21 protein-coding genes are annotated in these 21,138 nt (G+C 63.8%); 6 read left to right on the forward strand and 15 right to left on the reverse strand.

Annotated elements, in window-relative coordinates:
* Positions 1 to 14: 14 nt before the first annotated feature.
* On the reverse strand, positions 15 to 218 hold the full coding sequence (locus tag J5M71_RS14305; protein WP_207832988.1) for a hypothetical protein: 204 nt from the start codon (positions 216 to 218) through the stop codon (positions 15 to 17).
* A gap of 348 nt (positions 219 to 566) precedes the next feature.
* On the opposite strand from J5M71_RS14305, the gene J5M71_RS14310 reads away from it, so the two are divergent.
* Together J5M71_RS14310 and J5M71_RS14315 are read left to right on the forward strand one after the other, a co-directional pair.
* A complete protein-coding gene (locus J5M71_RS14310) occupies positions 567 to 1,241 on the forward strand; it encodes a heavy metal response regulator transcription factor (RefSeq protein WP_207832990.1) in 675 nt (224 codons plus the stop codon).
* Positions 1,238 to 2,620 (forward strand): heavy metal sensor histidine kinase, encoded by a 1,383-nt coding sequence (locus tag J5M71_RS14315; RefSeq protein WP_207832992.1) that lies wholly within the window; start codon positions 1,238 to 1,240, stop codon positions 2,618 to 2,620. Before J5M71_RS14310 ends, J5M71_RS14315 begins: the two co-directional genes overlap by 4 nt.
* 126 nt (positions 2,621 to 2,746) lie before the next feature.
* Here J5M71_RS14315 and pdxJ read toward each other — a convergent pair whose 3' ends face one another.
* The 10 genes from pdxJ to rpoE form a co-directional block, all read right to left on the reverse strand.
* Positions 2,747 to 3,487: a pyridoxine 5'-phosphate synthase gene (pdxJ, locus tag J5M71_RS14320; RefSeq protein WP_015271593.1), complete on the reverse strand. Its 741-nt coding sequence runs from the start codon at positions 3,485 to 3,487 to the stop codon at positions 2,747 to 2,749.
* Between the two features lie 43 nt (positions 3,488 to 3,530).
* Positions 3,531 to 4,214, reverse strand: coding sequence for a DNA repair protein RecO (gene recO / locus J5M71_RS14325; RefSeq protein WP_207832994.1), 684 nt, complete (start codon positions 4,212 to 4,214; stop codon positions 3,531 to 3,533).
* Between the two features lie 71 nt (positions 4,215 to 4,285).
* Positions 4,286 to 5,188: a GTPase Era gene (era, locus tag J5M71_RS14330; protein ID WP_063913172.1), complete on the reverse strand. Its 903-nt coding sequence runs from the start codon at positions 5,186 to 5,188 to the stop codon at positions 4,286 to 4,288.
* Positions 5,181 to 5,870, reverse strand: a complete 690-nt coding sequence (rnc, locus tag J5M71_RS14335; RefSeq protein ID WP_003258487.1) for a ribonuclease III — start codon at positions 5,868 to 5,870, stop codon at positions 5,181 to 5,183. The genes era and rnc overlap by 8 nt, the downstream gene beginning before the upstream one ends.
* Positions 5,871 to 6,031: 161 nt before the next feature.
* A complete protein-coding gene (gene lepB, locus J5M71_RS14340) occupies positions 6,032 to 6,886 on the reverse strand; it encodes a signal peptidase I (RefSeq protein WP_063913173.1) in 855 nt (284 codons plus the stop codon).
* Positions 6,887 to 6,891: 5 nt separating this feature from the next.
* Complete coding sequence (gene lepA, locus J5M71_RS14345; RefSeq protein ID WP_025340425.1) at positions 6,892 to 8,691, reverse strand: translation elongation factor 4; 1,800 nt, start codon at positions 8,689 to 8,691, stop codon at positions 6,892 to 6,894.
* Between the two features lie 181 nt (positions 8,692 to 8,872).
* Entirely contained in the window at positions 8,873 to 10,306 is a 1,434-nt protein-coding gene (locus tag J5M71_RS14350; RefSeq protein WP_063913175.1) for a DegQ family serine endoprotease, read from the reverse strand.
* Between the two features lie 189 nt (positions 10,307 to 10,495).
* Positions 10,496 to 11,461: a MucB/RseB C-terminal domain-containing protein gene (locus J5M71_RS14355; protein ID WP_207832996.1), complete on the reverse strand. Its 966-nt coding sequence runs from the start codon at positions 11,459 to 11,461 to the stop codon at positions 10,496 to 10,498.
* Between the two features lie 12 nt (positions 11,462 to 11,473).
* Positions 11,474 to 12,064: an RseA family anti-sigma factor gene (locus J5M71_RS14360; RefSeq protein ID WP_063913177.1), complete on the reverse strand. Its 591-nt coding sequence runs from the start codon at positions 12,062 to 12,064 to the stop codon at positions 11,474 to 11,476.
* Positions 12,065 to 12,095: 31 nt separating this feature from the next.
* Positions 12,096 to 12,677, reverse strand: coding sequence for an RNA polymerase sigma factor RpoE (gene rpoE, locus J5M71_RS14365; protein WP_003252049.1), 582 nt, complete (start codon positions 12,675 to 12,677; stop codon positions 12,096 to 12,098).
* Positions 12,678 to 13,111: 434 nt separating this feature from the next.
* Here rpoE and nadB point away from each other — a divergent pair, with 434 nt between their 5' ends.
* Entirely contained in the window at positions 13,112 to 14,716 is a 1,605-nt protein-coding gene (gene nadB, locus J5M71_RS14370; RefSeq protein ID WP_207832998.1) for an L-aspartate oxidase, read from the forward strand.
* Positions 14,717 to 14,834: 118 nt separating this feature from the next.
* On the opposite strand, the gene J5M71_RS14375 is transcribed toward nadB, so the two are convergent.
* On the reverse strand, positions 14,835 to 15,293 hold the full coding sequence (locus J5M71_RS14375) for a protein YgfX (protein ID WP_207832999.1): 459 nt from the start codon (positions 15,291 to 15,293) through the stop codon (positions 14,835 to 14,837).
* A complete protein-coding gene (locus tag J5M71_RS14380) occupies positions 15,277 to 15,531 on the reverse strand; it encodes a succinate dehydrogenase assembly factor 2 (protein WP_003252043.1) in 255 nt (84 codons plus the stop codon). The genes J5M71_RS14375 and J5M71_RS14380 overlap by 17 nt, the downstream gene beginning before the upstream one ends.
* 133 nt (positions 15,532 to 15,664) lie before the next feature.
* Here J5M71_RS14380 and J5M71_RS14385 point away from each other — a divergent pair, with 133 nt between their 5' ends.
* Together J5M71_RS14385 and J5M71_RS14390 are read left to right on the forward strand one after the other, a co-directional pair.
* Complete coding sequence (locus J5M71_RS14385; protein WP_207833001.1) at positions 15,665 to 16,606, forward strand: folate-binding protein YgfZ; 942 nt, start codon at positions 15,665 to 15,667, stop codon at positions 16,604 to 16,606.
* Positions 16,607 to 16,661: 55 nt separating this feature from the next.
* The gene (locus J5M71_RS14390) at positions 16,662 to 17,468 is read left to right on the forward strand and encodes an HDOD domain-containing protein (RefSeq protein ID WP_207833003.1); all 807 of its coding nucleotides are present in this window, start codon (positions 16,662 to 16,664) and stop codon (positions 17,466 to 17,468) included.
* 109 nt (positions 17,469 to 17,577) lie between these two features.
* Here the strand turns inward: J5M71_RS14390 and J5M71_RS14395 are convergent, their stop codons facing one another.
* Positions 17,578 to 18,957 (reverse strand): sensor histidine kinase, encoded by a 1,380-nt coding sequence (locus tag J5M71_RS14395; protein ID WP_207833005.1) that lies wholly within the window; start codon positions 18,955 to 18,957, stop codon positions 17,578 to 17,580.
* Positions 18,950 to 19,621, reverse strand: a complete 672-nt coding sequence (locus tag J5M71_RS14400) for a response regulator (RefSeq protein ID WP_063913183.1) — start codon at positions 19,619 to 19,621, stop codon at positions 18,950 to 18,952. Before J5M71_RS14400 ends, J5M71_RS14395 begins: the two co-directional genes overlap by 8 nt.
* A gap of 200 nt (positions 19,622 to 19,821) precedes the next feature.
* Between J5M71_RS14400 and J5M71_RS14405 the strand changes: the two genes are divergently transcribed.
* Positions 19,822 to 21,111 carry an OprD family porin gene (locus J5M71_RS14405; protein WP_207833022.1) on the forward strand — a complete coding sequence of 430 codons (1,290 nt, stop codon included), beginning with the start codon at positions 19,822 to 19,824 and terminating at the stop codon, positions 21,109 to 21,111.
* Positions 21,112 to 21,138: the final 27 nt, after the last annotated feature.

Here is a 21,138-nt window from a genome sequence, read left to right on the forward strand (position 1 = left end):
CAGGTGCTGTTAACTCAGTCCTTGGCCAACTCGCGGGCCTTCTCCTGTGCTTTACGCTCACGCTCGACAACGGCCTGTTGCTTGTCGCCGTACAGGCGCTGCTGGTCTTCGCGGAACGCTTGCCAGAATTGTTTCGAACGTTCCGCGCCGCCCTCGGCATAAACACTGGCGCTGCCCAGGGCAAGGGTGGCCAACAGCAGGTACTTGGTCAGGTTCATCGTGGTTGCCTCGTGATAACCGATCAGACAGGGCCATCCTAGCGAGGGTTAGCTAACGGCAAGGTGAGGCGGGGATTACAGTCTTGCAATGTGGCCCTGTGTTGTCTGTGCTGGCCTCTTCGCGGGTAAACCCGCTCCCACAGGAACTGCACAGATTTCAGCGTCTGTAAGTTCCTGTGGGAGCGGGTTTACCCGCGAAAGGGCCGCAACAGACAGCCAGATAACAGCAGCATTACAAATCCGTTATCTGCGCCGCGCGCCCTTACTCATGCCGTAACATCCTGCGCCTTGACCCTGATGCCACTACAGGGTCGAGAATCGCCCCCTTTCATCACACCGAGCCCACCCATGCGCCTACTGATCATCGAGGACGAACTGCGTACCGCCGACTACCTGCAACAGGGCCTGCGCGAGAACGGCTACGCGATCGACTGCGCCCACACCGGCACCGACGGCCTGCACCTGGCCCGCCAGCAGCCCTACGACCTGGTCATCCTCGACGTCAACCTGCCCGAAATCGATGGCTGGACCGTGCTGCAGCGGCTGCGCGCCGAATCGGCCACGCGCATCATGATGCTCACCGCCCACGGCCGCCTGGCTGACCGGGTCAAGGGCCTGGACCTGGGTGCCGACGATTACCTGCTCAAACCCTTCGAGTTCCCGGAACTGCTGGCACGCATCCGCAGCCTGCTGCGCCGCAACGACCAGCAACTGCAGCCCAGCACCCTGCGCGTCGCCGATCTGGAGCTGGACCCCGGCCGCCACCGTGCCTACCGTGCCGGGCAGCGTATCGACCTCACCGCCAAGGAATTCGCCCTGCTGCACCTGCTGATGCGCCAGACCGGCGAGGTGCTGTCGCGCACCCAGATCATCTCGCTGGTTTGGGACATGAACTTTGACTGCGACACCAATGTGGTGGAGGTTTCGATCCGGCGCCTGCGGGCAAAGATCGACGACCCGTTCGACAACAAGCTGATCCATACCCTGCGTGGCGTCGGCTACGTGCTCGAGGCACGCTTTTGAAAAACGCCAGCCTGTCACTGCGCCTGGGCCTGAGCATGACGCTGATGGGCGCCGCACTGGTGATGCTGCTGGCCTGCCTGGCCGTGTTTGCCCTCGATCACGAACTGGACAGCCGCGCACGCAAGGACCTGGCGCGCAAGATGCTGCAGGTCGAGCACAACCTGCGCGTAGACCTGCGCAGCGAAGACCTGGGCACCCGCGCCCATCCTTTGCTCGACCTGGTGATGGGGCACGACAACCTCAGCCTCAGCGTGCTGGCCCTCGAAAGCCGCCACCCGCACCTGCTCAGCCTGGGGCCAGCACTGGAATCGCAGGTTGGCGAGCTGCGCACCGAGGCCCGCCTGGCCTTTCATGCGTGGCGCGACAGCAATGGCAACCAGATACTCACCGCGACCCGGCTGATGCGCCTGCGCGACGACACCCCGGTCAAGGTGATGATGTCGCTCAACCGCGCCGACGACAACGCCCTGCTACAGGCCTACCTGCACTCCACCTTGCTCGCGCTGCCGCTGCTGTTACTGCTGATCGGTGCCGGCGCCTGGTGGCTGATGCAGCGCGGCCTGAAACCACTGCGGCACTTCCGGCGCATTGCCGGCCAGGTGTCGGCCCAGGACCTGCAACATCGCCTGCCCGCTACCGGTCTGCCGCTGGAGCTGGCAGAGCTGGCCCGCAGCATCAACGTGATGCTCGACCGCCTCGACCAGGGTGTCAGCCAGCTGTCGCAGTTTTCTGACGACCTGGCCCATGAACTGCGCACACCGTTGAGCAACCTGATGGGCAAGGCGCAAGTGACGCTGGCCCGCGAACGGGACAACGCGAATTACCGGGAAGTGCTGGAAGACAGCATCGAAGAGCTGACCCGGCTCAACCGCATCATCAACGACATGCTGTTTCTCGCCCAGGTCAGCCAACCCCAGGCCCAGGTTGCGCTCAAGCCCATGGCATTGGCCGACGAGACTGCGCGGGTCGTCGAGCTGTTTGCCTTCAGTGCCGAGCTGAAAGGGATTGAATTGCGTGTTCAGGGCTGGGGGACGGCGCAGGGTGATCGGCTGATGTTTCAGCGGGCATTGTCGAACCTGTTGAGCAATGCCATTCGGCACTGTCCCGATGGCAAGCCTGTGGAGCTGCGCATCGAGCGCCTGGGCAGCGAAGTTCGGCTGTCGGTGGAAAACCAGGGGCCTGGTATTGCTCAAGAGCATCAGTCGCGCTTGTTCGAGCGGTTTTACCGGGTGGGCTCGGGGCGCTCGCGGCTGGAGGGTGGGACCGGGTTGGGGCTGGCGATCGTGAAATCGATCATGCAGTTGCATGGCGGGCGGGTCGAGGTTAGCAGCAGCCCCTTGGGGCCTACCCGCTTTACCCTGGTGTTTCCTGCCGATTGATCGGCTGCCTGAGCCGGCCTCTTCGCGGGTAAACCCGCTCCCACAGGGATCGCACACGCCTCAGGCCTGTAGGGTACCTGTGGGAGCGGGTTTACCCGCGAAGAGGCCGGTACAGGCGACCAGCGGTTAGCGCGAAGCCGCCACGATCAGCGCCTTCATCTCGGCCACTGCGGCCTTGAAGCCGACGAACAGCGCATGCGCCACCAGCGCATGACCGATGTTCAGCTCATTGATGCCCTTGATCGCCGCCACCGCCTCGACGTTGTGGTAATGCAACCCGTGGCCGGCATTGACGATCAGCCCCTGCCCCACGCCAAACGCCACGCCATCGACGATACGCTTGAGTTCCTCGGCCACTTCGGTCGGGGTTTCGGCATCGGCGTAGCGCCCGGTGTGCAGCTCGATGGCTGGCGCACCAACCCGGCGCGATGCCTCGATCTGCCGCTCGTCGGCATCGATGAACAGCGACACTTCGGCACCGGTACGCGACAGGCGTTCAACCGCCGCCTTGATCCGCGCCTCCTGGCCCGCCACGTCCAGGCCACCTTCGGTGGTCAGTTCCTGACGGGTTTCCGGTACCAGGCAGATGTGCGCCGGACGAATCTTCTCGGCAAAGGCCATCATCTCTTCGGTGACGCCCATCTCGAAGTTCATGCGGGTCTGCAGCACATCCTTGAGCAGTACCACGTCACGCTCCTGGATGTGCCGGCGGTCTTCACGCAGGTGCACGGTGATGCCATCGGCGCCTGCTTCCTCGGCATCCAGGGCAGCCTTGACCGGATCAGGGTAACGCGTGCCCCGGGCCTGGCGCAGGGTCGCCACGTGGTCGATGTTTACGCCAAGAAGCATGCGGTTGCTGTGAGTCACGAAAGGCTCTCCTGAAGATTGAGCCCCACAGCATACGTCGTGATCAGCGCTTGCGAAACAGTTCCCGGCTGACCAGTGGTTTTGCCCCCAGGTGAACGGCCAACGCCTGGCGCATCAGGCGCTTGGCGGCTAGCAAGGCGCCGGGGGCATCCCAGTCGGCTTCGGCCAGGGCCAGCAGTTCGGTACCGCGAAACAGCCCGGGTTGCACCAGCTCGATCCGCTCCAGGCCGGCATCCACACGCAAGCGGTACAGGCCGTCGGCCACCATCGGCTGGTCATTGACGTCGTGGTGCAACGAAAACGCATAACCGAGCTCATCCAGCAGCCGCCATTCGAAAGAGCGCAGCAGCGGCTCCAGCGGGCGACCGGCGGCCAGGGCCTGCAAGGTCAGGGTGTAGTGCTCGAACAGCGCCGGGAAAGGCGCTTCGGCGGGCAGCAGGCGCATGAGCAGTTCGTTGAGGTACAACCCGCTGAACAGGGCATCGCCATGCAGCCAGGCGGCGATGCCGGCGCTGTCCATCCGCCCGACATTCTTCAGTTCGCCACGCCCGCGCAGCTCCAGCTCCAGCGGCACGAACGGCCGTACCAGGCTGCCACCCTTGCCACGCGCGCGGCGCAGCACGGCGCGCATGCGGCCCTGCGGGGTGAAGAAGTCCACCAGCGCGCTGGTTTCCTTGTAGGCACGGCTGTGCAGCACGTAGGCTGGCTGGCCGACAGGTTGTTCCATGGAAGATCACTGGCTCCCTGTGGCTCGGTAAACTGCATATTGGGGCTGCTGTGCAGCCCCAATAGTATTGCTTAGAGGTCGCCGTAGCCCAGCGAGCGCAGGGCGCGCTCGTCGTCGGACCAGCCGCCTTTCACCTTGACCCACAGGTTGAGCATGACCTTGGAGTCGAACAGCACTTCCATGTCCTTGCGCGCCTCGGAGCCGATGCGCTTGATGCGCTCGCCCTTGTCGCCAATGATGATCTTTTTCTGGCCGTCGCGCTCGACCAGGATCAGCGCGTGAATGTGCAGCACGTGGCCCTGCTGCTTGAATTCTTCAATTTCCACGGTGATCTGGTACGGCAATTCCGCACCCAGCTGACGCATGATCTTCTCGCGCACCAGTTCGGCGGCCAGGAAGCGGCTGCTGCGGTCAGTGATCTGGTCTTCCGGGAAAAAGTGATCGTTCTCGGGCAGGTGCTTGGCGATCTGTGCTTCCAGCGCCTGGAGGTTGTGCCCCTGCTGTGCGGAAATCGGCATCACTTCGGCGTTCGGCAACTGCTCCTGCAGCCATTGCAAGTGCGGGATCAGTTCGGCCTTCTCTTCCATGCGATCGGTCTTGTTGACCGCGATGATCAGTGGGCCGGTCACGTACTGCACGCGCTCCAGTACCAGTTGGTCCTCGTCGGTCCACTTGGTGCGGTCGACCACGAAGATCACCACGTCGACGTCCTTCAGGGCCGCCGAGGCGTTGCGGTTCATGTAGCGGTTCAGGGCCTTGTCGTTGGCCTTGTGCATACCGGGGGTATCGACGTAGATCGCCTGCACGTCACCCTCGGTCTTGATGCCGAGCATGTTGTGGCGGGTGGTCTGCGGCTTGCGCGAGGTGATCGCCAGCTTCTGGCCGAGGATGTGGTTGAGCAGGGTCGACTTGCCCACGTTCGGGCGGCCGACAATGGCCACGTAGCCGCAGCGGGTCGGGTTGCTATCAGTCATTGCCATTCTCCACGCCCAGGGCGATCAGTGCAGACGCGGCGGCGACTTGCTCGGCGATACGCCGGCTAACGCCCTGGCCACGGCTCTTGTTGTTCAGCAGCACCACTTCGCATTCGACGAAGAAGGTCCGGCAGTGCGGTTCGCCCTGGATATCCACCACTTCGTAACGCGGCAGCTCACAGCTGCGCGACTGCAGGAACTCCTGCAGGCGGGTCTTGGGGTCCTTGTTGGTATCGACCAGGGTCAGGCCTTCGAACTCATCGGCCAGCCAGGCCAGCACGCGCTCCCGCGCCGTTTCCATGTCGGCGTCCAGGTAGATGGCGCCAATCAGCGCCTCCAGGGCGTCGGCCAGGATCGACTCGCGGCGGAAGCCACCGCTCTTGAGCTCGCCCGAACCCAGGCGCAGGTGATCACCCAGGTCGAAACCACGGGCCAGGCGGGCCAGGGTTTCACCCTTGACCAGGCGCGCACGCAGGCGCGACAGCTGGCCTTCGCGGGCCTGCGGGAAGCGCTCGAACAGCGCTTCGCCGGCGACGAAGTTGAGAATGGCGTCACCGAGAAACTCCAGGCGCTCGTTGTTGCGCCCGGCGTAGCTGCGATGGGTCAGTGCCAGGAGCATCTGGTCCTGGTTCTTGAAGGTATAACCGAGCTTTCGCTCCAGACGGGCAAGGGGAGCACTCATGCAGCCACCCGTTCGTTGTTCAACGCGTTGTTCAAATCAACATCCTGAAAGACTGTTTGGCTGTGGTCCGCCGCGATTTGCGACGAATCTCCCGATCCCTGAGAACACAGCCTATGTCAGAAATGCATTCGGCGCTGCCTGCTGGCCAGCGCCGATGGGTATCAATGGATCAGACCAACCCGCGACAGGTTGGGCAGGTGGCTGAGCTTGGGCTCTGGCCAGCTCATCCACACCGCGAAGGCCTTGCCGACGATGTTCCGGTCCGGAACCATGCCGTGCAGTTCCTTCGGGATGTTCGGATCATCCCAGTAACGGCTGTCGTTGGAGTTGTCGCGGTTGTCGCCCATCATGAAGTAATGGCCTGCCGGCACGGTCCATTGCTGGTCCGGCGGCATGCGGTAACGGCTCATTTCCTTGCGGATCAGGTGCTCGGCCTCGCCGAGCTTTTCCTTGTACAGCTCGGCGCTGCCCAGGGTGCCCGGCTCGGTGCCCACCAGCTGTTCGGCAATCGGCTGGCCGTTGACGAACAACCGTTTGTCGTTGGTGTAGCGCACCACGTCGCCTGGCAGGCCGACCACACGCTTGATGTAGTTGACGTTCGGGTCGCTCGGGTAACGGAAGACCATCACATCACCGCGTTGCGGGTCACCCACCTCGATGACCTTCTTGTCGATCACCGGCAGGCGAATGCCGTACGAGAACTTGTTCACCAGGATGAAGTCGCCCACTTCCAGGGTCGGCTTCATCGACCCCGAAGGGATCTGGAAAGGCTCGACCAGGAACGAACGCAGCACCAGCACGATGAACAGCACCGGGAAGAACGACTTGCCGTACTCCACCAGCAGCGGCTCCTTGCCCAGGCGCTCGACCACCGCCATCTCGGGCTGGCTGACGCTGCCCTGGTAGTTGGCGATTGCCGCACGCCGGCGCGGGGCCAGGAACAGCAGGTCGATCAAGCCCAGCAAGCCGCAGACGAAGACGGCGATGACTAGCAACAGCGGGAAATTTAGCGACATAGGACCTAGCTATCCAACCTGAGCACGGCGAGGAAGGCTTCCTGTGGAATCTCCACGTTGCCCACCTGTTTCATGCGTTTCTTACCGGCCTTCTGCTTCTCCAGCAGTTTCTTCTTACGGCTGACGTCACCACCGTAGCACTTGGCCAGTACGTTCTTTCTGAGCGCCTTGACGGTTGTCCGCGCAATGATCTGGCCGCCGATAGCTGCCTGGATCGCCACGTCGAACATCTGCCGAGGGATCAGTTCCTTCATCTTCTCGGTCAACGCACGGCCCTTGTAGGCCGCGTTGTCGCGGTGCACGATCAATGCCAGGGCATCGACCTTGTCGCCGTTGATCAGTACGTCCAGCTTGACCAGGTTGGCCGACTGGTAGCGATCGAAATGATAGTCCAGCGAAGCATAGCCACGGCTGGTGGACTTGAGGCGGTCGAAGAAGTCCAGCACCACTTCGTTCATCGGCAGGTCGTAGCGCACCTGCACCTGGCTGCCGAGGAACTGCATGTCGCGCTGCACGCCACGCTTCTCGATGCACAGGGTAATGACGTTGCCCAGGTGCTCCTGCGGCACCAGGATGGTGGCGGTGACGATCGGCTCGCGGAAATCGGCGACCGCCGAGACGTCTGGCAGCTTCGATGGGTTGTCGACGGTGATGGTCTCGCCGGTTTTCAGTTCCAGCTCGTAGATCACGCTTGGCGCAGTGGTGATCAGGTCCAGGTCGTATTCGCGCTCCAGGCGCTCCTGGATGATCTCCATGTGCAGCATGCCGAGGAAGCCGCAACGGAAGCCGAAGCCCAGGGCGTCGGAGCTTTCCGGCATGTATTGCAGCGACGAGTCGTTCAGGGTCAGCTTCTGCAGCGCATCGCGGAAGTCCTCGAAGTCGTCGGAGCTGACCGGGAACAGGCCGGCGTAAACCTGCGGCTGGATCTTCTTGAAGCCTGGCAGCACCTCGACCTCAGGGGTGCTGGACAGGGTCAGGGTGTCACCGACCGGGGCACCGTGAATGTCCTTGATGCTGGCGATGATGAAGCCCACTTCGCCGGCTTTCAGGTCGGCGGTCTGGGTGTGTTTCGGGGTGAACACGCCCACGCTGTCGACCAGGTGCACCTTGCCGGTGGACTTGACCAGGATCTTGTCGCCTTTCTTGACGCGGCCGTGGCGCACGCGCACCAGCGAGACCACGCCCAGGTAGTTGTCGAACCAGGAGTCGATGATCAGCGCCTGCAGCGGCGCCTCGATATCGCCTTCCGGCGCGGGGATGGTCTGCACCAGGCGCTCGAGCACCTCGTCCACGCCCATGCCGCTCTTGGCACTGCAGGCCACGGCGTCGGTGGCGTCGATGCCGATGATCTTCTCGATCTCGTCCTTGACGCGATCCGGGTCGGCCTGGGGCAGGTCCATTTTGTTCAGTACCGGCATGACCTCCAGGCCCTGCTCGATGGCGGTGTAGCAGTTGGCCACGGACTGGGCCTCGACGCCCTGGCCGGCGTCCACCACCAGCAGCGCGCCTTCACAGGCCGCCAGCGAGCGCGAGACTTCGTAGGTGAAGTCGACGTGGCCGGGGGTATCGATGAAGTTCAGCTGGTAGACCTTGCCGTCCTGCGCCTTGTAGTTGAGCGTGACGCTGTGGGCCTTGATGGTGATACCGCGCTCACGCTCCAGGTCCATGGAATCGAGCACCTGGGCTTCCATCTCGCGTGCCGACAGGCCACCGCACATCTGGATGAAACGGTCGGCCAGCGTCGACTTGCCATGGTCGATGTGGGCGATGATGGAGAAATTGCGGATATGACTCAAATCACTCACGGGTCAACACTCGAAAAGGCTGCGAGCCGGACGCCCGCCGAAAAATAGCCGGGAATTGTACCTTAAGCTGCCGGGATATGGGAGATTCCTCTATCGGGCTGTACACAGCATTGGCCCCTGAATTGTGAACTTTCATGAAAAAGGGCAGCCGAAGCTGCCCCTTTTCTCCTTGCGAAGCCGCTTATTCAGCCAGCTTGAAGGTAATGAAGCTGGCACGGCCCTGACGCAGCACGCGCATCGACACCGAACGGTTCTTCGGCAGTTCCTTGGCGATTTCGGTGAATTCCTTGGCCGAACCGATGGCCTGGTTGTTCAGGTGGCTGATGACGTCACCCGGGCGCAGGCCGATCATCGCAGCCGGGCCATCCTGGACTTCCTTGATGACCACGCCACCCTTGAGCTCCAGGGCTTTCTTCTGCTCGGCGGTCAGATCGGCTACCGAAACGCCCAGGCGGTTGCTGCTGCGCTCGGCGCTGCCTTCGGCGCCGGCAGCGATGTCGGCATCGTCGTCCGGCAGTGCGCCAACGCTGATGTCGAGGTTCTGGCGCTTGCCGTTGCGAATGATCTCCAGCTTGGCCTTTTCACCATCCTTGAGGCTGCCGACCAGATGCGGCAGGTCGGCCGACATGATGATCGGCTGGCCGTTCATGCTCAGGATCACGTCACCCACCTGCAGGCCGCCCTTGGCCGCCGGGCCGTTTTCCAGCACCTGGGCCACCAGGGCGCCAGCCGGCTTGTCCAGGCCGAACGATTCAGCCAGGTCCTTGTTGACCTCCTGGATCACCACGCCCAGCCAGCCGCGGCTGACCTTGCCGTCTTTCTTCAGCTGATTGGAAACGTCGATCGCCACGTCGATCGGGATGGCGAACGACAGGCCCATGAAACCGCCGGAACGGGTGAAGATCTGCGAGTTGATACCCACCACTTCACCGTTCATGTTGAACAGCGGGCCACCGGAGTTGCCCGGGTTGATGGCCACGTCGGTCTGGATGAACGGTACGTAGGTGTCGTTAGGCAGGGTACGGCCCTTGGCGCTGACGATACCTTTGGTCACCGAATGGTCGAAGCCGAACGGCGAACCGATGGCCAGCACCCACTCGCCCACCTTGAGTTTCTCGGAGTCACCCAGCTTGACGGTCGGCAGGTTCTTGCCCTCGACCTTGAGCAGGGCCACGTCGGTGCGCGGGTCGGTGCCGACCAGCTTGGCCTGCAGCTCGCTGCGGTCCGACAGGCGGACGATGATCTCGTCGGCATCGGCTACCACGTGGTTGTTGGTCAGCACGTAGCCATCGCTGGAAATGATGAAGCCCGAACCCAGCGACTGGGCCTCGCGCTGGCGGTCGCCACGCGGCGAGCGCGGCTGCTGCGGCATGTTGCGCTCGAAGAACTCGCGGAACATCGGCGGCAGGCCTTCCAGGTCGGGCATCTGCCCGGCGGCCATGCGGCGGTCCGGCAGCTTCTGCTTGGTACTGATGTTGACCACGGCTGGCGAGGCCTGCTCGACCAGGGTAGTGAAGTCCGGCAGGGCTTCCTCGGCCTGGGCGCTGAGCACCTGGCCGAGCATCAGCACGGCGGCGAACATCGATAGGTAGGATTTCAAGCGTGGTATTGACATACGGCTCCCGTCACAACGAGCGGTAGTTTAGAAAGGCCCCTGCGCAAAGCAGGAAAGGCCAGGCTCCAAGAAGCCTGACCTATAGAAAATTTGCCGAAGGATTGCAAATGACAATGCTTTAATTTCATTTCAGCGGCATGCCTGCGCGCCTTGGCATGGCCCGCACACCAGGCCCGCAAAAGCGCACCATCACTGGCGCGCCTGGTCATCCTGAGGGCGCATCGACAGCGCCACGCGCTCTGCGGTACCCAGCGGAATTTCGCCGACCACAGTGACCATTACCCTGCCCTTTGGCGTGTTCAGCCGACGCGAAACCGCCGAAGTCGGGCCAAGCTGGGTACGCATGTCAGTACCCCCCTCATCCTTCACCGGTTCGAGGAATACCGAGAAGCGCGCCAGGCCATCGTCATACATCAGGCTGCTGACCGTGCTGTCATGCTTCGGATCGCGGCGTACCGAGCTGTTGACCAACTCGAAGCCTGGCGGCAGCCAGTCCGAACGCCAGCCGACGACCCTGTCATTACCGGCAGCAGCCACCTGCTGCACCGGCTTGCACGCAGCGCTGGGGCGCAGGTCATCGTCGCTGGGCAGCTCGTCGGTTTCGAGGCGGGTCATCTGGAAGCGCTCCAGCAACTGCCCCTTGTCATTGATCATCAATGAGCGCAGCGGCAGGCCGGTAGAACGGTCCAGGTGCAATTCGAAGGCATAGCGATGCTGGTCGCGCGGGGTGAGCGTCACGATCACGGCATCGCGCCCGGCGACCCGTGACTTGCCCGCCACGCTCAAGTCATACCAGCCCATCAGTTTCAGCGGATCAAGCACACGCGGCGCGGCGTCCGGGGGTGTCGTAACACCACTTGCCAAGGCCCCGCTGACGCACTCTGCCTTGCCATCCACGCGCACGATTTCCTGGGCGGCGCCATCGAGCTGCAACAGCCGCTCGCTGACCTTGCCGTCGTCGACCCTGTGCCAGATCTCGTGGGAAGAGAAGCTGCCATTGCGTTCGTAGACAAAAGAGCCCTGGTAGCTCTGCTTTTGCTCGGCCTGTGCCAGCTTGTTCAGCCACTCGCTCGCCTCGGGCGAGGAATTGGCCGCCAATGCTGGCACCGTCATGCAGCTGCCAATCAGCAGCGACAGGAGAGGTAGCGCGCGCATGATCCTCCTTACTTAACGGTTTTCCAGGCTGGCGGCGCGGGCATACGGCAATGCGGTTTCAGTGCCCTTGAGCGCAGATTCCTGAGCATGCTGGCGCAGGTAGCCTGGCAGACGCTGATCCCAGCCGGCCTGGTTCTGCAGCACGCCGTTGGCCATCGGCCCGGTCGGTTGCTCACTGCTCTCACTATAGCCTGCCAAAACGGCTGGGCCTTGCGCTTGTGGCACACTCAGGCCTTGCTGGGCAGGTTGCTGGGCAGCCAGCTCGGCGCCAGTGATCTCGTCCTGGTTGTACATGCGTACACCAGCCAGCACCGCCAGAGTGACCGAGGCAGCTACCGCCAGGCGGCCAATGCTGCGCCATGGGCCTTTCTTGACCTTGGCCGGCACGGCTTCGTCAGCCAGCGCTGCAGACACCGCCGAGGCGATATCCAGGTTAGGCAGCAGCAGCTCCTTGTGCATGGCTGCGCGGGCAACCTGGTAACGCGACCAGGTGGCACGGGTTTCAGCATCGTCTACGGCGTTCAACACCCGACGCAGTTCAAGCTCGTCCGCTTCGTTATCCATCACCGCGGACAGCGATTCCTGCAAAGCTTCACGACTCATGGCGGTTCCTCTCTTGGCTGTCGCCGCTGTCTCAGGTTTCCTGCAGCAAAGGTTGCAGGGCTTTGTCTATGGCCTCCCGAGCGCGGAAGATTCGAGAGCGCACGGTACCCACCGGACATTGCATGACACTGGCAATGTCTTCGTAACTCAGCCCGTCGAACTCGCGCAGGGTCAGTGCCGTGCGCAGGTCTTCAGGCAGCTGCTGGATGGTGCGATGGACGGTGCCTTCGATTTCATCCCGCAACAAGGAGCGTTCTGGGGACTCGAGATCCTTGAGACCATGATCGCCGTCATAAAACTCCGCATCCTCGGAGCTCACATCGCTGTCTGGCGGCCGTCTTCCACGGGACACCAGGTAGTTCTTCGCCGTGTTGATGGCGATGCGGTACAGCCACGTATAGAACGCACTGTCTCCGCGGAAGTTGCCAAGCGCACGGTAGGCCTTGATGAAGGCTTCCTGTGCTACATCCTGGGCCTCGTGGGTGTCGTGAACGAACCGCACGATCAACCCGAGAATCTTGTGCTGATACTTCAGCACCAACAGATCGAACGCTCGCCTGTCACCGCGCTGAACGCGCTCTACAAGCTGCTGATCCTCTTCCTGGGTTAGCATGAACACTCCTCAGTGAACTCGAAGGAGCGCTGCAACGGCCATCGTTCAGGCTTGCAACCATAGACTCGGGCTTTGCGCAAAAGTTCTCCCCTCCAAGCAAGTTTCCTGCAGCCCTTGGTCGGCTTGCACGGAAGACGCGGCGCGGTCACGGCCGGCTACGTCGATAATCAGGTTTCGAGTACGCAGGGACAGCCAGGACGGGCCTGCCACCCTGCGTCGCCGCGGCATGTTGTGGCGCGTGGGCAGCCTTCATAGGATTTCCGGCCATGTCGGAAAGTTCCCACAAAGGTTGTCGCGACCAGGCAAGTGGCATGGAAATTGGCCACCCGGGGCTGCTATAAAGGCAACCCGGCCAGCTTTAACGATAGTTTCACAATGCCATCGGCGCGTGACTATTGTGCCGCGCCCCTTCCAAAGAATACTAGTGTCCCGACATGAGCCAACAATTCCAACATGATGTCCTGGTGATCGGCAGCGGCGCCGCCGGTCTCAGCCTGGCACTGAACCTCCCCAGCCACCTGCGAGTCGCCGTACTCAGCAAGGGCGATCTGGCCAACGGCTCGACCTTCTGGGCCCAGGGCGGTGTCGCGGCGGTACTGGACAATACCGATACCGTGCAGTCGCATGTGGAGGACACGCTCAATGCCGGCGGCGGTCTGTGCCATGAAGAGGCGGTGCGCTTTACCGTCGAGCACAGCCGCGAAGCCATCGAGTGGTTGATCGAGCAAGGCGTGCCCTTTACCCGCGACGAGCACTACAGCGTCGACGACGGCGGCTTCGAGTTCCACCTGACCCGCGAAGGCGGCCATAGCCACCGACGTATCATCCACGCCGCCGACGCCACCGGTGCAGCCATCTTCACCACGCTGCTGGAGCAGGCCCGCAAACGCCCGAACATCCAGTTACTGGAGCAACGCGTGGCGGTCGACCTGATCACCGAACGCCGCCTCGGCCTGCCCGGCGAGCGCTGCCTGGGCGCCTACGTGCTCGACCGCAACACCGGCGAAGTGGACACCTTCGGCGCGCGCTTCACCGTGCTGGCTACTGGCGGCGCGGCCAAGGTCTACCTGTATACCAGCAACCCCGATGGCGCCTGCGGCGACGGCATCGCCATGGCCTGGCGGGCCGGCTGCCGGGTGGCGAACCTGGAGTTCAACCAGTTTCACCCGACCTGCCTGTACCATCCACAGGCCAAGAGCTTCCTGATCACCGAAGCCCTGCGCGGCGAAGGCGCGCTCCTGCGCTTGCCCAATGGTGAGCGTTTCATGCCACGCTTCGACCCGCGTGAAGAACTGGCCCCGCGCGACATCGTCGCCCGCGCCATCGACCACGAGATGAAGCGCCTGGGCGTGGACTGCGTATACCTGGACATCACCCACAAACCGGTCGACTTCATCAAGAGCCACTTCCCCACCGTGTACGAGCGTTGCCTGGCGTTTGGCATCGACATCACTCGCCAGCCGATCCCGGTGGTACCGGCGGCGCACTACACCTGCGGCGGGGTGATGGTCGACGACCGTGGCCACACCGACGTGCCGGGCCTGTACGCCATTGGCGAAACCAGCTTCACCGGCCTGCACGGTGCCAACCGCATGGCCAGCAACTCGCTGCTGGAATGCTTTGTCTATGGCCGTGCCGCTGCGTCCGACATCCAGGCGCACCTGGATGAAGTGGCCATGCCCAAGGCCCTGCCCGGCTGGGATGCCAGCCAGGTCACCGACTCGGACGAGGATGTGATCATTGCGCACAACTGGGACGAACTGCGGCGCTTCATGTGGGACTACGTCGGCATCGTGCGCACCAGCAAGCGCCTGCAGCGAGCGCAGCACCGCATTCGCCTGCTGCTGGACGAAATCGATGAGTTCTATAGCAACTACAAGGTCAGCCGCGACCTGATCGAATTGCGCAACCTGGCGCAGGTGGCCGAGCTGATGATCCTGTCGGCCATGCAGCGCAAAGAAAGCCGCGGGCTGCATTACACCCTGGATTACCCGGGGATGCTGGACGAGGCCAAGGACACCATTCTAAGCCCGCTCTGAAATCGGCGTCACCTTCTTCGCGGGCTCGCCCGCTCCCACAGGAACTCCACTGCCTTGCAGTCTTGCGCAGTACCTGTGGGAGCGGGCAAGCCCGCGAAGAAGCCAACTCGGTATGACGCTATGCCCGGCTCACCTCTGCCCACCTGCGCCGGCTGAACTTCAGCCGCACCCGCAAGCGCCGGTGCTCATCAGCCCCCAACGCATCACGCGGTACGCATTGGCTCCGCCCCAACCAGCACCCCGCTCGCACAAAGCGCAACACTACAAGCCCTGGCAACGCCACACTGTCCCGGCACAAGCGCACCGGCTGCCAGCCACGGGCACGGCTGAACACCTGCCAACCGCGCACATCACGGCGCAAGCCAACAACAGCATGTTCATGCGTCAGCAAAATACGTCGGGGAATGGCCCAGCCAGCGTGGGCAATACAGGTAGCGACAACAGCAAGGGCCAACCACCCGGGCAGCGGGCTCGCCCATACGGCGAACCACGCCAGTACCTGGCAACCCAGGTAGGCCGCCAGCAGCAGGCGCGAGCCTTGCCAGCGGCACTCGAAGCACTCACTTGGGCTGAACACGGTCCAGGATGATGCGGACCATGCGCTGCAGCTCCGGGTCTTCGGACTCGGTGCGCTCCATGAACCAGCCGAACATGTCCTGATCCTCGCAGCTCAACAGACGCACGTAGAGTTCGCGGTCGGTCTCGTTGAGCGTGGGGTAGACTTCCTGGGTGAAAGGCACCAGCAGTACGTCCAGTTCCAGCATGCCGCGGCGGCTGTGCCAGAAAAGCCGGTTGAGTTCAGTTTGTTCGACCATGGGGCCCTCCTCGAATGGCCCGCCAGTATACAGCCAGGCGAGCGAAGCGACACCGGGCGTTGGTCTAGTCACCTACCTATTTTGTTACCGGCGTTCTATGATGGCCGCCAGTCTTTAGCCACCGCGATGACCCATGGCCGATTCCGCTTTCTTCTGCCCCCTGTCCCACGAGGGCATCCTCGCCGTCCGCGGCTCCGATGCAGGCAAGTTCCTGCAGGGCCAGCTGACCTGCAACATCAACTACCTCAGCCAGGAACACGCCAGCCTCGGCGCCCGCTGCATGGTCAAGGGGCGCATGCAGTCGAGTTTCCGCATCCTGCCCGAAGGCAACGGCTACCTGCTGGCCATGGCCAGCGAGCTGCTCGACGCCCAGCTGGCAGACCTGAAGAAGTACGCCGTGTTCTCCAAGGCCACGCTGACCGATGAAAGCGCTGCCTGGGCACGCTTCGGCCTGCAAGGCGGCGATGCGGCGCTGCAGGCGCTGGGGCTCGATGTGCCTGCAGCAGCTGGCAGCACCGTGCGCCACGACGGGTTGATCGCCATTGCCGTGTCCGCTGGCCGCGTGGAGCTGTGGGTGCCGGCGGAGAACGCCGCCAGCATTCGCCAGGCGCTGGCCGCCGCATTGCCCGAAGGCAGCCTCAACGACTGGCTGCTGGGGCAGATTCGTGCCGGGATCGGCCAGGTCATGGGGCCGACCCGCGAGCTGTTCATCCCGCAGATGATCAACCTGCAGGCCGTGGACGGCGTCAGCTTCAAGAAAGGCTGCTACACCGGCCAGGAAATTGTTGCGCGCATGCAGTACCTGGGCAAACTCAAGCGCCGCCAGTACCGCCTGGCACTGGACCAGCAGGCCATTCCGGCCCCGGGCGCCGAGATCTTCTCGCCCACCCATGGTTCGTCGGTCGGTGAAGTGGTCATGGCTGCCGGCAACGGCACAGGCTGCGAACTGCTCGCGGTGCTCAGCGCCGAAGCGGTGGAAGACGACAACCTGCACCTGGGCAGCCTTGAAGGCCCGCGCCTGCAGGTGCTGACCCTGCCCTACGAACTGGACCGCGACCGGGAAATCCAACGCTGACCAGCCTGCCCCGCCGACGTGGCGGGGCCGCACCACCACTGCGGTAGACACGCCCATGAACAAGCTGGCCGAGATGGTTCAAGCACAGTTGCTCGATGCCATCGAAAAGGATGACCTGGTCCTGCCGACCCTGCCCGAGGTTGCCTTGAGCATCCGCGAGGCAGCGGAAGACAGCGAGATCAGCGTAGCGGCCCTGAGCAAGGTGATCGGTCGCGATGCGGCCCTTTCAGCGCGCCTGATCAAGGTCGTCAACAGCCCGCTGCTGCGCGCGGCGGTCGAGGTCACCGACCTGCACACCGCCATCACGCGGCTGGGCATCAACTACAGCTGCAACCTGGCCATTGGCCTGGTGATCGAGCAGATTTTCCATGCCCGCGCGCCGGCGGTTGAGCAAAAACTGCGCGACATCTGGGCCAACAGCCTGGATGTGGCGGGTATCAGCTACGAAATCTGCCGCCGGTACACGCAACTCAAGCCCGACCAGGCCACCCTCGGCGGGCTGGTCAACCAGATTGGCGCGCTGCCGGTGCTGATCTATGCCGAAGAGCACAACGAACTGCTGTCCGACCCGGTGTGCCTGCATTATGTGATCGAGCAGATCCAGCCGGTGCTGGGCGACAAGATCCTCAAGGCCTGGGAGTTTCCGGAGCAACTGGTCAATCTGCCGAGCCAGGTACAGGACCTGGACCGACAGACCGGCAAGATCGACTACATCGACATCGTGCAGATCGCCCGCTGTATCAGCCAGCCCGGGCGCCACCGGCCGCTGGCGGCACTACCGGCATACCGCCACCTGGGCTTGCCGTTTGGTACCGAGCTGGAAGTGGATGAACTGATCGAGGCGCGGAGCATGTTGCGCTGACCGGTGTCAGCCTGTGCCGGCCTCTTCGCGGGTATAGCGCAGCCTTCAGCAGCGGCGCGGTCCCTGTGGGAGCGGGTTTACCCGCGAAAGGGCCGGTACAGGCAACACATCAATCCGCGATAAAACTCACCCGCACCCGCAACCCGCCCTTCGCACCGTCATGCAGGCTCACCTGCGCCAGGTGCGCCCGGCAGATCTCGCCAACGATCGCCAGGCCAAGCCCACTGCCCTGCGCACTGCGCCGGTAGAAGCGCTCGAACACCCGCTCACGCTCGGCCTCGGGAATCCCCGGCCCGTCGTCCTCCACCTCCAGCACCGCCGGCGCCAGCACCCGCAAGATCACGTTGCCGCCCGCCGGCGTATGGGCCAGGGCATTGTCCACCAGGTTGCTCAACAGCTCGTTGAGCAGCGTCGGCTCACCCTTCAGCCACACCGGCGCCTCGGCCTCCAGGGCCAGCGCTACCCCGCGCTTGTGCGCCAGCGGTGCCATCGCCATGCCCAGCTCACGAGCCAACTGGCCCAGGTCCAGGCGCTGCGCGCCGCCTTCGGCAATCGCCCGGGCGCCGTTCTCGACCCGCGCCAGCGACAGCAACTGGTTGGCCAGGTGGGTCAGCCGATCAGTGCCCTGGGCGGCAGCCTCCAGCGTCTGCCGCCACTCCTGCGGCTCGGCCGAACGCAAGCCCAACTCGATCCGCGCCTTCAGCGCGGCCAGTGGTGTGCGCAACTCGTGGGCTGCATCGGCAATGAACTGCGCCTGGCGCTCGAACTGGCCGCGCAAACGCTCGGTGAAGTGGTTCAAAGCCCGCACCAGCGGGCTCAGCTCACGCTGCACCTGCACCACCGGCAAGGCCCGCAGGTCGTCCGGCTGGCGCTCTTCCACCGCGGTGCGCAGGCGCTCCAGCGGCCGCAACGCGGCACTCACGGCAAACCACACCATCACCAGCGCGCCCAGCGCCAGCATGCCCAGGCGCAGCAGGGTGTCGGCCATCAAACCACGGGCCATGCGTATCCGCGCTTCCTCGGTTTCGGCCACACGGATTTCCGCCATGCCGTTCATGTTCGGCTCGCTCACTGGCTTCAGCAGGCTGACCACGCGCACGTCCTGGCCCAGATAGGTGGCGTTGTAGAACCGCGCCAACGCCGGATAGTCGTCGGTACGTGGCGTGCCCGGCGGCGGCGCTGGCAGGTTCTCGTAACCGGAAATCAGCCGCTGCTGGATGTCCAGCACCTGGTAGTAGATGCGCCCGGCACTGTCGTAGGCGAAGGTGTCCAGGGCCACGTAGGGCACATCCGCGCTCAGCGAACCATCCCGCTGGGACAGGCCCGCGGCAATGGTCCGCGCCGAGGCCAGCAGGGTCCGGTCGTAGGCAGTGTCGGCAGCCTCGCGACCGTTCCAGTAGGCGCTCAGGCCGCTGGCCAGCATCAGCACCACCAGCAGCAAGGCCAGGTTGCCGAGCAAGCGCCCGCGCAGGCTGCCGTTGTCACGCATCGCGGTGCTCGAGCAGGTAGCCCAGGCCACGAAAGGTGACAATGGCCACCGGCTGGCCGTCGAGCTTCTTGCGCAGGCGGTGGATGTAGATTTCGATGGCGTCGGGGCTAGCCTCTTCATCCAGGCCGAACACCTGGGCGGCCAGTTGCTCCTTGCTCATCACCCGGCCCGGACGGGCGATCAGCGCTTCCAGTACGCTTTGCTCGCGTGAGGTCAGGGTCAGGTTGTCGCCACCCAGCGTGAAGCGCCGGGTGTCCAGGTCGTACACCAGCGGCCCGCAGCGTTGCTGGCGCTCGCCACCGAGCACGCTGCGGCGCAGCAGGGCCTTGACCCGTGCTTCCAGCTCGGTCAGCTCGAACGGTTTGGCCAGGTAGTCGTCGGCGCCCAGGTTAAGACCGTGGACCCGGTCCTTGACGTCGCTGCGCGCGGTCAGCATCAGCACCGGCAGGGTCTTGCCACGGCCACGCAAGCGCGCCAGCACCTCGAAGCCGTCCATGCGCGGCAAGCCGACATCCAGCACTGCCACGGCGTATTCCTCGCTGGCCAGGGCCAGGTCGGCGGCCACGCCGTCATGCAGCACATCAACGGTCAGGCCATGGCTCTTCAAGGCCTGGGCCACGCTTTCGGCCAGTTGCAGGTGGTCTTCGACCAGCAGCACACGCATCGGAATCTCCCTGCTCGGGTGGGACGGTGGCGCGGAGTGTACCGCTGTCGGCAGGCCTGTGAAGCCCCTGTCGACAAACCTTTCACGCTGAAAGGTTAGCGAAAGGTTGGTTACCTAGCATCGCACCACGGTCGCCCTTCGCGCCGAAAAAAGCACCAGCAAGGTGCAACGAATAAGAACAATAAACGGAGCCATCAGTGATGCTGTCATTGCAGCCGCAGGCGTTTGCGCCTACCCGTCCCTTTGCCGCACGCCCCTCCGCCATCGCCAGCGCCCTCGCGCTTGCCGGTGTCGCCCCGCTGAGCCAGGCCGCCTTCTTCGAAGACAGCACGGCCACCTTCGAAACCCGCAACATGTACTTCAACCGCGACTTCCGCGACGGCACCAGTGCGCAGCAATCCAAGCGCGACGAGTGGGCCCAGGGCTTCATGCTCAACTTCGAGTCTGGCTACACCGATGGCACCGTGGGCTTCGGCCTGGATGCGCTGGGCATGCTCGGCATCAAGCTCGACTCCAGCCCCGACCGCACCGACACCGGCCTGCTGCCGACCCACGATGACGGCAAGGCCGCCGACGAATACTCCAAGCTCGGCCTGACCGGCAAGGTGAAGGTGTCGCAGACCGAACTGAAGATCGGCACCCTGATCCCCGAACTGCCGACCCTGCAGCCCAACGACGGGCGCATCCTGCCGCAAACCTTCGAAGGTGGCCTGCTCACCTCCAAGGAGGTCAAGGGCCTGACCTTCACCGGCGGCCGACTGGACAAGGCCAAGGACCGCAACGACACCAACTGGGAAGACCTGGCCCTGAACAACAAGAACGGCCGTTTCGGTGGCTCGTTCAGCGCCGACAACCTGGACCTGGCCGGCCTCGACTACCAGTTCACCGATCGCATCACCGGCAGCTACCACTTTGCCCAGCTCGACGATATCTACCGCCAGCACTTCATCGGCATGGTCGCCACCCAGCCGTGGGGCCCGGGTACCTTCGGCGCCGACCTGCGCCTGGCCGTGAGTGACGACGCCGGCGCCGCCAAGGCCGGCAACATCGACAACACCACTGTCAACGGCATGCTCAGCTACGCCCTGGGCGGGCACAAGGTCAGCGCCGCCTGGCAGCAGCTGTCCGGCGACAGCGCCTTCCCGTACGTCGATGGTGCCGACCCGTACCTGGTCAACTTCGTCCAGATCAACGACTTCGCCGGCGCCGACGAGCGCTCCTGGCAAGCGCGCTACGACTACAACTTTGCCGCACTCGGCGTACCCGGCCTGACCTTCATGACCCGCTACATCAGCGGCGACAACGTCAGCCGCGCCGCCGGTGGCGAGGGCAAGGAGTGGGAGCGCAACACCGAACTGAAGTACGTGGTACAAAGCGGCCCGTTGAAGAACGTCGCCGTGCGCCTGCGCAACGCCACCTTCCGCTCCAACTTCGCCCGCGACGCGGACGAGGTACGGCTGCTGGTGAGCTACAGCGTGGCGCTGTGGTAACCCCATAGCGATAACTTGATAACAACA

The sequence above is a fragment of the Pseudomonas sp. 43(2021) genome (genome assembly GCF_017490805.1).
Classification (GTDB): Bacteria; Pseudomonadota; Gammaproteobacteria; order Pseudomonadales; family Pseudomonadaceae; genus Aquipseudomonas.

Bases quoted from the DNA above. Each gene is read 5' to 3' on its own strand.
- nadB (WP_207832998.1), top strand. From the start codon at position 13,112: ATGAGCCAACAATTCCAACATGATGTCCTGGTGATCGGCAGCGGCGCC.
- J5M71_RS14310 (WP_207832990.1), top strand. From the start codon at position 567: ATGCGCCTACTGATCATCGAGGACGAACTGCGTACCGCCGACTACCTG.
- rpoE (WP_003252049.1), bottom strand. From the start codon at position 12,677: ATGCTAACCCAGGAAGAGGATCAGCAGCTTGTAGAGCGCGTTCAGCGC.
- J5M71_RS14305 (WP_207832988.1), bottom strand. From the start codon at position 218: ATGAACCTGACCAAGTACCTGCTGTTGGCCACCCTTGCCCTGGGCAGC.
- J5M71_RS14385 (WP_207833001.1), top strand. From the start codon at position 15,665: ATGGCCGATTCCGCTTTCTTCTGCCCCCTGTCCCACGAGGGCATCCTC.
- recO (WP_207832994.1), bottom strand. From the start codon at position 4,214: ATGGAACAACCTGTCGGCCAGCCAGCCTACGTGCTGCACAGCCGTGCC.
- J5M71_RS14350 (WP_063913175.1), bottom strand. From the start codon at position 10,306: ATGTCAATACCACGCTTGAAATCCTACCTATCGATGTTCGCCGCCGTG.
- era (WP_063913172.1), bottom strand. From the start codon at position 5,188: ATGACTGATAGCAACCCGACCCGCTGCGGCTACGTGGCCATTGTCGGC.
- J5M71_RS14405 (WP_207833022.1), top strand. From the start codon at position 19,822: ATGCTGTCATTGCAGCCGCAGGCGTTTGCGCCTACCCGTCCCTTTGCC.
- J5M71_RS14395 (WP_207833005.1), bottom strand. From the start codon at position 18,957: ATGCGTGACAACGGCAGCCTGCGCGGGCGCTTGCTCGGCAACCTGGCC.
- J5M71_RS14355 (WP_207832996.1), bottom strand. From the start codon at position 11,461: ATGCGCGCGCTACCTCTCCTGTCGCTGCTGATTGGCAGCTGCATGACG.
- rnc (WP_003258487.1), bottom strand. From the start codon at position 5,870: ATGAGTGCTCCCCTTGCCCGTCTGGAGCGAAAGCTCGGTTATACCTTC.
- J5M71_RS14400 (WP_063913183.1), bottom strand. From the start codon at position 19,621: ATGCGTGTGCTGCTGGTCGAAGACCACCTGCAACTGGCCGAAAGCGTG.
- J5M71_RS14360 (WP_063913177.1), bottom strand. From the start codon at position 12,064: ATGAGTCGTGAAGCTTTGCAGGAATCGCTGTCCGCGGTGATGGATAAC.
- J5M71_RS14380 (WP_003252043.1), bottom strand. From the start codon at position 15,531: ATGGTCGAACAAACTGAACTCAACCGGCTTTTCTGGCACAGCCGCCGC.
- lepB (WP_063913173.1), bottom strand. From the start codon at position 6,886: ATGTCGCTAAATTTCCCGCTGTTGCTAGTCATCGCCGTCTTCGTCTGC.
- J5M71_RS14390 (WP_207833003.1), top strand. From the start codon at position 16,662: ATGAACAAGCTGGCCGAGATGGTTCAAGCACAGTTGCTCGATGCCATC.